We start from the raw sequence: 11,983 nt of genomic DNA, 5'->3' as shown, positions 1-11,983 counted from the left end.
GGGAACTTCCATGGCGACCAGCCAGACCGAGACCAGCCAGGGTCGTCGAATCGGTGTCTATCCCGGCACCTTCGATCCGATCACCAACGGTCACATGGACATCATCCAGCGCGCCGCCCGTCAGGTCGACCACCTGATCATCGGCGTCGCCCGGAATGCCGGCAAGGGGCCGCTCTACTCCACGGACGAGCGGGTCGCCATGGTTCGCGAGGACGTGGCCGCGCTGAATGCCGGCGGGGCCAGCATCGAGGTGCGGGCGTTCGACAATCTGCTGATGCATTTCGCCATCGAGATGAACGCCAGGGTCATCATCCGCGGTCTGCGCGCCGTCTCGGACTTCGAATACGAGTTCCAGATGGCGGGCATGAACGCGCGGCTGAACCCGAAGGTCGAAACGATCTTCCTGATGTCGTCGGAGAAGCACCAGTTCATCTCCTCCCGCTTCGTGAAGGAGATCGGACGCCTGGGCGGCGACATCCGCCACTTCGTCTCGCCGCGCGTCGCCGAACGGCTGGCCGAACGCTTCGCGCTGGAAGCCGGCAACGGCACCACCCCGACGGCCAACCAGACCTGATCCCGAAACTATGGGCTTAATAGGCGGGCTTGATGGCAAAATCCTGCATTCGCCATCAAGCCCATGGTTGACCTTTCGGGCGCGTCTTTCTATGGTGCGCCCACTTCCGGCGGGGGCCAGTTTCCCACCGCCGCGCTGGATGATCCGGTAGCTCAGTCGGTAGAGCACGTGACTTTTAATCATGTGGCCGTGGGTTCGAATCCCACCCGGATCACCATCTTTTCAAACATCCCCTTTTAGAGTTCGTCGCGGCATATCGATCACAATGGTCGCTAAGCCTCAGCCGATAGGGGTCACCCCCAATTTTATGTCGTACCGATCCTATTAAGAGTCTGAACCAGTTGAGACTGGGGGATGGCTATGGATTGGTTGAGGAACGCGTCTGTTCGAACGAAGGTGATCGCGGCGTTTGCCGTGCTTATGGTCGGCACCACGGTGCTGGGCCTGTTTGCGATCAATCGCATTTCGTCGGTCAATGACGAGGCCGCGGAAATCCGCGACAATTGGCTGCCTTCCGTCGTTGCCGCCTCGGAACTCTATGCCGCCTTCTATTCCTACCGGACCTATGAAGGGGCGCTGATCGCCGTACAGGACGAGGCGCGGATCCGCAAGGAAGAGGAGAGCCTCGACCGAACCATCCGCACGATCGACGAACGGCGTGCAACCTACGAGCCCATGCTGATGCCGGGATGGGAAACGGAGACCTATAGGAAGTTCGTCGACTCCTACAGCCGCTATATCGCCCTCAGCCGCGACAAACTGCGTCCTCTGGCTCGCAAGAACGAAACGGTGGCCCTCTCCGACCTGTTCGTCGGCGATTCGCGCCAGGAATTCCAGACTGCCAAAGCTCTCCTGGAAGAACTGGTACAGTACAACCGGTCCGAGGGCGTGACGGCTGCCAACCGTGGCGCCGAGATCTACATCGTATCCCGAAACTGGATCATTGCCTCCATCCTGGTGGCGACGATGGTCGGTGCCGGCGCCGCACTGCTGATCCTGGGGGCCGTGGTTCGGCCGGTCCACGGTCTGACCGGGATCATGGGCCGGCTCGCCAATCGGGAACTGAGCGTCGCGGTGGAGGGCACGGAGCGCAAGGACGAATTGGGCGCCATGGCGCGTGCGGTGCAGGTCTTCAAGGATGGGCTGATCGAGGCTGAACGCCTTGCCGCCGTCGAAGCCGCCGAGCAGCAGGCCAAAGCCCGCCGCACCGCCGCCGTCGAACGACTGCTGACGGCTTTCGAAGGGTCCTCCAGCGCCGCCTTGCGCACCGTGGCCGCCGCCGCGTCGGAGTTGGATGCCACCGCCCACAGCATGTCGGCGATGGCCCAGCAGACCAGCGCCCAGGCGACCGTGGTCGCGTCGGCCGCCGAGCAGACCAGCGCCAACGTCCAGACCGTCGCCACGGCGACCGAGGAGATGGCCAGCTCCATCCGCGAGATCGGGTCGCAGATTTCCCGCTCCGCCGACATCGCCGGCAAGGCGGTGAATGAGGCGACCCAGACCAGCGAAGCGGTCCGCAGCCTTGCCGATGCCGCGCAGAAGATCGGCGAGGTGGTCGGCCTGATCACCGACATCGCCAGCCAGACCAACCTGCTGGCTCTGAACGCCACCATCGAGGCGGCACGCGCCGGGGAGGCCGGCAAGGGCTTCGCCGTCGTCGCCAGCGAGGTGAAGAGCCTGGCCGGCCAGACCGCCAAGGCGACGGAGGACATCGCCAGCCAGATCGGCGCCATTCAGCAGACGACGCAAGGCGTGGTGACGGCAATCTCCGGCATCGGCGGCACCATCGGCAGCATCAACGACATTACGACGGCCATCGCCGCCGCGATCGAAGAGCAGAGTGCCGCGACCAACGAGATCTCCCGCAATGTCCAGCAGGCCGCCGCCGGCACGCAGGAAGTCACGGGCAACATCTTCCAGGTCACCCAGGCCGCAGGCGAAGCCGGCAACGCCGCCGGCCAGGTTCTGACCGCTGCCGGAGAGCTGTCGCGTCAAGCCGAACTGATGCGCGAAGACGTCGAAACCTTCCTGAGCGACATCAAGGCTGCCTGACAGGACCGGGGGTGGCGACGCCCCCATCCCTTGCCGATGCATGCAAAGAAAAAGCCCCGCCGGAGCGGGGCTTTTTCCTGTTCTGGTTTTGCTTTCCGAGATGGCGACCCCAGCTGGATTCGAACCAGCGACCTGCCGCTTAGAAGGCGGCTGCTCTATCCAACTGAGCTATGGGGCCTTGTCCCGGATACGAGTCTCTGCCGCGATCAGAAGCGCGGGCGGTCGGTGCGGAAATTGTCGGCGTAGTTGCGCGGACGGACGCGGCGGACCGGCGCTTCCTGAACGGTGTAGTTCCAGCCCTCGCGCTCCGCGAACGCAATCGCCTCTTCCTTCGTCTCGAAGGACAGGCGCACCTGGTTCAGCGTGTCGCCGGAGCTGGTCCAGCCCATCAGCGGCTCCGGACGGCGCGGAGTCTCGATCTCGTAATCCAGCATCCAACGGTGAGTCTTGGCCCGGCCGGACTGCATGGCCGTCTTGCTCGGCTGATAGATCCGGACGTTCATGGCTTGCTCGTCTCCCCAAATGCTGCAGTAGCGTCCTGGCGCACATGGCTTGGACGCGGTTTTGTCCTTCGGCGATGGTCGGGGCGCCCGGATTCGAACCGGGGGCCTCCAGTACCCAAAACTGGCGCGCTGACCAGACTGCGCTACGCCCCGTCGCCGCGATGTGAGATACACGAACGCCACGCCCACGGCAAGCGGACGGCGCATCGCTTTCACGGTCTTTCTCCATTCCGCCTGCCACACAGGGCATCCGGTGCGGCGTTCGGTCGCTAAACTCCATCCCTTCAACAGATTATTGGGTCCGTTCGTTGCCGTCGCTCACCCCTGCCCCGCTCGTCGTCGCCCTCTTCCTGCCCGATCTGGGCGACAGGCCGGACCGGCGCGCGGCGGTCGACCTCGCCAACCGCCTGCTGTGCATCGGCGCGGCGGTGGATGTCGTGGCGCCGATGGGCGGCGGTCCCTTGCGCGCGGCCCTCGATCCCGCCATCGGCCAGATCGACCTTGCCAAGCGGCATGCCGCGACCTCGGTCCTGGCGCTGGCACGGGTGGTGGCGGAACGGCAGCACGGGCTGCTCGCCGCGCCAAAGGAGGCGGCCTGGATAGCCCGCGCGGCGCTGTGGCTGGCGCGCAGCGATGCGCGGATGGTGGCCCTGGCCGGCGATGCTGAGGCCGACATCGCGGCTATTCGTGCCGCAGCGCCTCGATGGGGTTGAGCAGCGCCGCCCGCCGCGCCGGGTAGAGGCCGAAGAAGACGCCGATCAGCCCGCTGACCACCACGGCCAGCACCACCGAGTCGATCCGGATCAGCGTCGGCCAGCCGGCAAGGGTGGCCACCCCCATGGCGGTCGCGATGCCGAGAGCCACCCCCACCGCGGCGCCGATCAGGGACAGGGTGGTCGATTCGATCAGGAACTGCACCAGGATGTCGCGCCGCCGTGCACCGATGGCAAGCCGCAGCCCGATCTCCCGCGTCCGCTCGGTCACCGACACCAGCATGATGTTCATGATCCCGATGCCACCGACCAGCAGCGACACGGCCGCCACCGCCGCCAGCAGAAAGGACAGCGCGCGCGACGAGGCATCGCGGGTCGCCGACACCTCCGACAGGTCGCGCATCCAGAAATCATCGTCCTGGCCGGGGATCAGCCGGTGGCGCTGGCGCAGCAGATCGCGGATCTGGGCCTGCGCCTCCGCCATGTCGGCGCCGTCCCGCATCTTCACCACCATGGTGTGGATGAAGCGCGGGTTGCTCTTTGCCATTCCCGGAATGTTGCGCTTGGCGGTCGACAGCGGAACGAAGATAACGTCGTCCTGATCCTGCCCCTGGGTGTTCTGGCCCTTTTCCGCCAGCACGCCGACGACGGTCAAGGGCGTGGAAAACACGCGGACGGGCTCGCCGATAGGATCGCCGCCGCCGAACAAGTTGCGCACGACCGTCTGGCCCAGCACGACCACCTTGTTGGCCTGGGCCACATCCTCGTCCGACAAACCCCGGCCGGTCGCCACTGTCCAGTCGCGGGCGTCCATGTAGTCGGGCGTGATGCCGAACAGCACCGTGCCCCAATTCTGGTTGCCGGCGACGATCTGCAGCCCCCAGCGCACCGACGGCGCCGTCACCACCACGCCGGGGATCTCGGTAAGCACCGCCAGCGCGTCGTCCTCCGTCAGGGTCGATGCGGTGCCGGCGCCCAGCTTCACCCCGCTGCGGACGATGCTGCCCTGCCCCACCATGATCAGGTTGGTGCCAAGGCTGGCAATCTGGCGCAGAACCTGATCACGGGCACCGGCCCCGACCGCGACCATGGCGATCACCGCGGCAACGCCGATGACGATGCCCAGCATGGTCAGCGCGCTGCGCAGCGGATTGGCCCGAAGCGAATCGAGCGCCGCGCGCAGGGCATCCCACGCCGTCATGCCGCCACCTCCGCATCCTGGCGCAGGTCGTCGATCAGCCGACCGTCGCGGAACTGCAGGACGCGGGCGGCGAAGCGCGCCACCTCCGGCTCGTGGGTGACCAGCACCACGGTGATGCCGCGTCGGTTCAGCCGCTGGAACAGCGCGATGATCTCCAGGCTGGTGGCGGTGTCGAGCGCCCCCGTCGGCTCGTCGGCCAGAAGCAGGAGCGGGTCGTTGACCAGGGCGCGGGCGATGGCGACCCGCTGCTGCTGACCGCCGGAGAGCTGGGTCGGCCGGTGCCCTGCCCGCTCCCTCAAGCCCACTGCGTCGAGTGCGGCCAGCGCCCGTTCCACCCGCTCGGCATGGCCGATTCCGGCATAGACCATCGGCAGCATCACGTTGGCGAGCGCCGTCTGCCGCGGCAGCAGGTTGAAGGACTGGAAGACGAAGCCGATGCTGCGGTTCCGCACCGCCGCCAGCGCGTCGGAGGAGAGCCCGGCGACCTCCCGGCCGTCCAGGCGGTAATGGCCGGCATCGGGACGGTCCAGACAGCCCAGCAGGTTCATGAAGGTGGATTTGCCGGATCCGGACGGCCCCATGACCGCCACGAATTCTCCCCGGTCGATGGCGACGGTGACGTCGTCCAGCGCATGGACGGTCTGCGGTCCCATCCGGTAGTGGCGGGAAAGGTTCTCGACGGCGATCAGGGGCCCCCGATGCTCCCTCTCCCCCCCGGGGAGAGGGTTGGGGTGAGGGGGTGGCGTGGCAGGAGTTTTGAGGGATTCATGTGGTGTTTCCCCCTCACCCCGTCCCTCTCCCCGGGGGGGAGAGGGGGAATTCAGTGAATTCAGATCAAAACCCAAGGCGCGGACCCCGGCGGGTGTCGCGGTCGGGGGACAGGATGCCGGTGATGACCTCCTGCCCGGCGCGCAGATCGCCGGACACCACTTCGGTAAAGCTGCCGTCGCCGATGCCGAGCCGGACCGGCACGCCGACGGGGCTGCCGTTGGCGGGTCCGGGAACCCAGACGGTGCGCGCGGCCTCAGCCGCCCGGCCGGGCTCCACCAGCGCATCGAAACGGTCGCGCTGCGCAGGCTCCAGCAGAGCGGCCATCCTTTCCAGGGTCGCTGTGCGGATGGTGTTGGCCTCGATCCGGCGGCGCTCCGGATCACCGCCTTCGGCGTCCAGCGCGGTGAAGCGTTCGCGCGCCTCGTCGACCAGGGCGGCGATGTCGCGGCGCTTGCCCTCGTCCAGCTTCAGCCCATCCATCACCCGCTTGGCTGCGGCCTCCAGCGCCGCGGCGCCGCGGCCTCCGTTCGGACCGCCGGTGGTGGGGGCCGGCGCATCGCCCGCCAACTCGACCCCCGGTGGGCGGAACCGCAGGGCGGCGTTTGGCAGCTTCACCGCCGACGGACGCTCGTCCACCGTGATGCGCAGGTTGGCGGTCATGCCCGGCAGCAGGCGGAGGTCGGGATTCTCGACCGTGATGACGACGATGTAGGTGACGACGGTCAGGTCCTCCTTCGGCGCCAGCCGCACCTGGGCCACCCGGCCGGTGAAGCTGTCACCGGGGAAGGCATTCACGGTGAAACGCACCGGCATGCCTTCGCGCACCCGGCCGATGTCTGCCTCGTCGATGTTGGCCAGCACCTCCATCTGCCGCAGATCCTGGGCGATGGTGAACAAGGTGGGAGCGGACAGGCTGGCCGCCACCGTCTGGCCGGTGCTGACCGCACGGTTCACCACCACCCCGTCGATGGGGGAGCGGATGACGGAGCGGTTCAGGTCGACGCGGACCAACTGCAGGGCGGCCTCGCGCTGCGCCACCTGGGCGCGGGCGACCTCCACCTGCGCGGCGGCGACGGCAAGCGAGGCCTGGGCCGAGGCCTCAGCCGCTTCCGCCTGCCGTTTCTGGGCGCGGGCGGCGACCAGCTGAGCCTGGGCGCTGTGGGCCGCCGTCTCCGCCTTCTCCAGGTCTGCGGCGGCCACCACCCCGCGGCCCTGCAGGTCGCGTCGGCGCCGCAAGTCCCGCTCCGCATCGCGCTGGGCAAGGTCGGCACGCAGGATCTGGGCGTCGGCATTGGCGACGCTGGCCTTGGCGCTGGCGAGGTCGGCGCGCGCCTTGTCGTGCAAGGCCTGCTGTTGGATCAGTGCCGCCTTGGCGGAATCGACGTCGGCGCCGGCCTGGGCCAGCCGGGCGGCCAGCTGATCTCCATTCAGGCGGGCGAGGATCTGGCCGCTGGTGACGCGGCTGTTGAAATCGGCGTAGAGCTCCGCGATCTGGCCGGAGAGTTGGGAGCTGACCTCCACCGTCACCAGGGCACTCATGGTTCCGGTGGCGGTGATCGCGCTGACCAGGGGACCCTGGTCGACTCTCGCCAGCCGGTAGGACGGTCCAGGCTCGGCGCGTGCCAGCACGACATAGGCGGACAGGCCGGCCGCGGCGCTGAGCGCCACCCCGATCATGATCGCCGCCCGCCTGCCTGCTCCCCTCGCCATGCCTGCCCTCCGCGCCGTACCCCGCGCGATCAATCTGGGGGAGTTTAAGCGAAAGTCATGGGCGGGGGATCGACTTTCCGCTTACGGCTTCGTGATGTCGGGCGACACCACGCGGTCGCCGGGGCGGATGCCCAGCCGCGCCGCCATGCCGCCGTTCAATTCTAGGATCGCCTTCACCGGGCCGTCGGAACTGACGGAATCCAGCGATTCCGGTACCGCGCGCTCGTGGATGTTCACGATGCGGCCATCGGCGGCGATGAACAGCATATCCAGCGGGATCAGGGTGTTCTTCATCCAGAAGCTGGCCGGCTGCACCCGGTCGTAGACGAACAGCATTCCGGCGTCGGCCGGCATCGACTGGCGGTACATCAGTCCCTGCGCCTGCTGGCCCGGGGTCAGGGCCAGTTCGACGTTGAAGCGGAACTTGCCGCCGCCCGCCGTTTCCACGGTCAGCTTGGACTTCTGGAAGCTCTCCAGCGCCACCGCCGGAAAGGCGACCACCAGCAGCAGAAGCGCCATGACGGCACCCCGAAACCCCCGACCGAACATCATGCTCGCCCCCGAACGGCTGAAGCGGAAGAGGCGCCAGTCAACCACAGCGCCTCATCCCTGCCAAATTAAGCGTTTTCAGGACTTCGCCAGACGGTCGAAGGCCTGCAGCTTCGCCAGCAGGGCCGGCATGTCCTTCAGCGGGACCATGTTGGGGCCGTCGCTGGGCGCGCAGTCCGGGTTCTCGTGCGTCTCCATGAAGACGGCGGCGACGCCGACCGCGATGGCCGCACGCGCCAGCACCGGCACGAATTCCCGCTGCCCGCCGGAGGTGGTGCCCTGCCCGCCGGGCTGCTGGACGGAGTGGGTGGCGTCGAACACCACTGGAAATCCGGTCTCCGCCATAATCGGCAGGGAGCGCATGTCCGACACCAGCGTGTTGTAGCCGAAGCTGGCGCCGCGCTCGCACAGCAGCACGCGCTCGTTGCCCGAGGCGACCAGCTTGGCGGCGACGTTCTTCATGTCCCACGGCGCCAGGAACTGGCCCTTCTTGACGTTCACCGCCCGGCCGGTCTCCGCGGCGGCGATCAGCAGGTCGGTCTGCCGGCAGAGGAAGGCCGGGATCTGCAGCACGTCCACCGTCTCGGCGACCGGCGCGCACTGGGTGGATTCGTGCACGTCGGTGATGACCGGGCAGCCGAAGCGCTCGCGGATCTCCGCGAAGATCGGCAGCGCCTTGTCCATGCCCAGACCGCGCGCGGTGGTGATGGAGGTGCGGTTGGCCTTGTCGAAGCTGGACTTGTAGATCAGCCCCATGCCCAACGCCTTGGTCATCTCCACCAGCGCGGACGCGGTCTCCAGCGCATGGTCGCGGCTTTCCATCTGGCAGGGGCCGGCGATCAGAACGAAGGGGCGGTCGTTGGCAATGGTCAGGTCGCCGACCTGGACGGCACGCGGCGTGGTCATCGGAGTGCTCCAAAACGAAAACGGGCGAAACGGCGCCCGTGGGCCTTTGCATCCCATTAAATGGGGGGATGGTCAATCGCAGTGATCACCCTCTCTCCCCCGGGGAGAGGGAGGGGACCCGCGCCGAAGGCGTGGGGAGGGTGAGGGGGATGCACCGCGTGCCTTCACGGGAATCCTCGTCACGCATCCCCCTCACCCTGACCCTCTCCCCAGGGGGGAGAGGGGAAGAAGGCTCACCCCAGATGCGTCCGGAAGAACTCCACCGTCAGCCGGTTCGCCTCGTCGGCCGCGTCCGGGTCGTAATGCTCGCCGCCCGGCCGGGCGAAGGCGTGGTCCATGCCGGGATAGACCTTGGCGGTCACCCACTTGTTGTCCTTCACCCCGGCCAGCAGGGCGTCGCGCTTGTCGGGGCTGGAGAACTTGTCGTTCTCCGCGACATGCAGAAGCAGCGGCTTGCCGATCTTGCCGGCCTCGCCCAGCAGCCCTTCCAGCCCGACGCCGTAATAGCCGACATTGGCGTCGGCGTCCGACCGCGTCGCCATCATGAAGGCCAGCCGGCCGCCCAGGCAGTAGCCGACGCTGCCGGCCTTGCCGGTGCAGCCCTCCCGGCCCCGCACCCAGGCGAGCGCCGCCTTCAGGTCATCCACCGCCTTGTCCTGGTCCATGCCGTTCATCAGGGCGAAGGCTTGGTTCCACTCTTCCTGCGTCTTGTCGGTCAGTTGCACGCCCGGCTGCTGGCGCCAGAACAGGTCGGGGCACACCGCCAGAAAGCCCTGAGAGGCGTACCAGTCGCACAGCTCGCGCATCACAGCGTTGACGCCGAAGATCTCCTGGATCACCAACAGCCCGCCGGCCAGCCTTCCGGCCGAGGTAACCGTGGGTTCGGCGACGTAAGCCGAAAAGCGACCGCCGTCGGCGGTATCGATCATCACCTCGGACATGGCGTTCTTATCCTCCCGTTGGCAAATCCGCCCCTGATATGGAGCGGACTTGGCCCCGGTCACCCCGCCGTTGGTCAGAAACCGACGCTGAGGCCGACGAAACCACCATAGTCGCGGCGGTCCTCGTCGCCCAGCCGGGCATTCAGGCCGAGCGTGCCGGTCACCGACTCCGCCAGCCGGAAGGACGCACCGGCGATCAGGTCGACATAGCTGCGGTCCGGCTTCGCCACCGCCACGTCGTAGGCGAGCGTGGAGATGCTGCGGCTTTCCACCGTGATGTTGCGCTGGTCGTCCTTGAACTCGCGGTTCAACGTCACCTTGGCATAGGGCAGGACTCCGCCGAAATCATAGGCCGCCTGATAGCCGACGCTGCCGACCAGCGAGTTGCGGGTCTGCGAGCGGTAGGTGAAGCCGAACAGGCTGCTGTCCTCGCTGAAGCCCTCCACCTCCACATGCTGATAGCGCAGCCCCAGCACCGGACCATGGGTCAGGCCGCCCATGGTGAAGTCGTACCCGCCCTCGACACCGAAGGAGGCGTTGATGCCATCGGTGTTGCCGCCGGTCGAATGGTCGGTCCCGTTGATGGTGACACCGCGGCGCAGGTCGTAATCGGTGAAGCCGAAGGACCCGACACCATTCACGAAGGCGCCTCCCATGCGGTAGACGCCGTACCCGCTCAGCACATAGTCGCGCTGCTTGTAATCGCCGCCGGTGGAGAAGCTGCCGCGGTAGTGGGACACCGTGCCGGCCACGCCCAGCAGCAGGTTTTCACTGAATCGCCTGTCGATGCCGACGCTGACCGACAGCGGTGTGCCGCGCACTTCCGCCTGCCCAGCCGCGCCGGGATCGCCCGTGCGGTCGCTGGTGAGACGCCCTGCTCCGCCGCTGATCCAGGCGCCGGTCTCGCCGGGCTTGCGGCTCCACAGGCTGGTCGCCGCCTGGGCGAGGATCGTCGCGGTCACCCGGTCGCGCGTCCGCAAGGGCGATTCGGCAAGCTGCGCGACGTTGCCGGGTGCCGTCAGCGCGTTCAGCACGAAGTCGGACACCGCGCGATGTCCGGCGGTCGTCGGATGGACGCCATCGGCGAACAGATAGCTTTCCGCCGCGTTCGGCGCAACCAGGGTGGCGGAGGTGCAGAGCAGCGAACTGCTGGTGGTGCAGGCGGTCCCCGTCACGTTGGTGAAGCCGAAGGATGCCGGATTCGCCACCGCCGCCCGCAGCAGCGAATAGGTGTCGATCGGGATGACCGAGACGCCGGCATTCGCCAGCCCCAGCGTGACCAGCTGGTTATAGCCGCCGACCAGCTGCGAAATCTGCGCCGCCGCGGTCGAGCCCTGCGCCTGTCCGAACGGAGTCGAGCCGATGTCCGGCACCGTCGGCACCAGGATGGTGCGCGCACCGGCGGCCCGCAGCCGGGCCACCTGCGTCACCAGATCGGTGGCCGCCTGCGTCACCGTCGCCTGGGCGGTTGCCGGGCTGCTCAGCGAGGCGAGGATGTCGTTGGCACCGCCCCAGACGGTGTAGAGCGCATTCGGATCGGCCCGCCCGCCGGTGGAAGCGAGATATCCCGAGATCTGCGTCGCCACGCTGGGCGCCAGCGCCGTCGGACCGGTCGCGGGCACGCCGACAGACGTGTTCACCCGCGCCCCGCCGACCGCATAGTCGGTGCCGCCCCGCGCCGCCGTGACGGCTGAGGTGCCGAGCGCACCGGCGAGGCTCTCCGCCCACACCGGGCCGGGATTGGTGGTGAACTTGCCGCCGAACGGCAGCAGCGGCTGGAACGCGCCGCTGTCGGTCAGGCTGTCGCCGAAAAAGATGGTGGAGGAGTAGTCCGCCGCCGAAGTCGGGACTGCGGTGAGTGCGGTCAGGCAGGTGGCGAGTGCGGCGATCCTGGCGCGGTTCATGGTCCTTCCCCCGATCCGATTGTTCGCTTGCGCAATTTTCAGAGGATCGTCGCACAGGGGAGTCGGGGGTGCAAGGAAGGTGACGTATAGGGAAGGTGGCGGACATGGAAATGCCCCGCTTTTGAGGGCGGGGCGTTTTCAGTACAGAAGCTCGAATGC

General features: G+C 67.6%; 11 protein-coding genes and 3 tRNA genes. 4 read left to right on the top strand and 10 right to left on the bottom strand.

The window, feature by feature from the left end; genetic code table 11:
* The first annotated feature begins 10 nt into the window (after nt 1-10).
* The 3 genes from coaD (at nt 11) to VD964_RS26275 (ending at nt 2,626) form a co-directional block, all read left to right on the top strand.
* The gene (gene coaD, locus VD964_RS26285) at nt 11-574 is read left to right on the top strand and encodes a pantetheine-phosphate adenylyltransferase (RefSeq protein WP_324871417.1); all 564 of its coding nucleotides are present in this window, start codon (nt 11-13) and stop codon (nt 572-574) included.
* Nucleotides 575-715: 141 nt separating this feature from the next.
* Nucleotides 716-791: transfer RNA gene (locus tag VD964_RS26280), tRNA-Lys, on the top strand.
* A 137-nt stretch (nt 792-928) separates the two neighbouring features.
* Nucleotides 929-2,626, top strand: a complete 1,698-nt coding sequence (locus VD964_RS26275) for a methyl-accepting chemotaxis protein (RefSeq protein ID WP_324871416.1) — start codon at nt 929-931, stop codon at nt 2,624-2,626.
* A gap of 101 nt (nt 2,627-2,727) precedes the next feature.
* Here VD964_RS26275 and VD964_RS26270 read toward each other — a convergent pair.
* From VD964_RS26270 to VD964_RS26260, 3 genes are all read right to left on the bottom strand, one after another.
* A tRNA-Arg gene (locus VD964_RS26270) sits at nt 2,728-2,804 on the bottom strand.
* A gap of 28 nt (nt 2,805-2,832) precedes the next feature.
* Complete coding sequence (locus tag VD964_RS26265; protein ID WP_014247573.1) at nt 2,833-3,129, bottom strand: ETC complex I subunit; 297 nt, start codon at nt 3,127-3,129, stop codon at nt 2,833-2,835.
* Between the two features lie 75 nt (nt 3,130-3,204).
* Nucleotides 3,205-3,282, bottom strand: a tRNA-Pro gene (locus tag VD964_RS26260).
* A gap of 155 nt (nt 3,283-3,437) precedes the next feature.
* Here VD964_RS26260 and VD964_RS26255 point away from each other — a divergent pair.
* Entirely contained in the window at nt 3,438-3,842 is a 405-nt protein-coding gene (locus tag VD964_RS26255; RefSeq protein ID WP_324871415.1) for a hypothetical protein, read from the top strand.
* On the opposite strand, the gene VD964_RS26250 is transcribed toward VD964_RS26255, so the two are convergent.
* The 7 genes from VD964_RS26250 to VD964_RS26220 all read right to left on the bottom strand — a co-directional run bounded on the left by VD964_RS26250 (nt 3,811) and on the right by VD964_RS26220 (nt 11,824).
* Entirely contained in the window at nt 3,811-5,043 is a 1,233-nt protein-coding gene (locus VD964_RS26250) for an ABC transporter permease (RefSeq protein ID WP_324871414.1), read from the bottom strand. The two genes, VD964_RS26255 and VD964_RS26250, sit on opposite strands and share 32 nt — an antisense overlap.
* On the bottom strand, nt 5,040-5,696 hold the full coding sequence (locus VD964_RS26245; RefSeq protein ID WP_324871413.1) for an ABC transporter ATP-binding protein: 657 nt from the start codon (nt 5,694-5,696) through the stop codon (nt 5,040-5,042). Before VD964_RS26245 ends, VD964_RS26250 begins: the two co-directional genes overlap by 4 nt.
* Before the next feature lie 181 nt (nt 5,697-5,877).
* Entirely contained in the window at nt 5,878-7,524 is a 1,647-nt protein-coding gene (locus VD964_RS26240) for an efflux RND transporter periplasmic adaptor subunit (protein WP_324871412.1), read from the bottom strand.
* 81 nt (nt 7,525-7,605) lie between these two features.
* Entirely contained in the window at nt 7,606-8,043 is a 438-nt protein-coding gene (locus tag VD964_RS26235; RefSeq protein ID WP_324871411.1) for a DUF192 domain-containing protein, read from the bottom strand.
* Nucleotides 8,044-8,151: 108 nt separating this feature from the next.
* Complete coding sequence (gene kdsA, locus VD964_RS26230; protein ID WP_324871410.1) at nt 8,152-8,979, bottom strand: 3-deoxy-8-phosphooctulonate synthase; 828 nt, start codon at nt 8,977-8,979, stop codon at nt 8,152-8,154.
* Between the two features lie 233 nt (nt 8,980-9,212).
* Entirely contained in the window at nt 9,213-9,920 is a 708-nt protein-coding gene (locus tag VD964_RS26225; RefSeq protein ID WP_324871409.1) for a dienelactone hydrolase family protein, read from the bottom strand.
* 74 nt (nt 9,921-9,994) lie between these two features.
* Nucleotides 9,995-11,824, bottom strand: coding sequence for an autotransporter domain-containing protein (locus VD964_RS26220; protein WP_324871408.1), 1,830 nt, complete (start codon nt 11,822-11,824; stop codon nt 9,995-9,997).
* Between the last annotated feature and the right edge of the window lie 159 nt (nt 11,825-11,983).

It is taken from the genome of Azospirillum sp., assembly GCF_035628975.1.
Lineage (GTDB): Bacteria > Pseudomonadota > Alphaproteobacteria > Azospirillales > Azospirillaceae > Azospirillum.
Note: the sequence above shows the minus strand (reverse complement) of the source record. Positions and strands in the feature narration are given on the sequence as shown.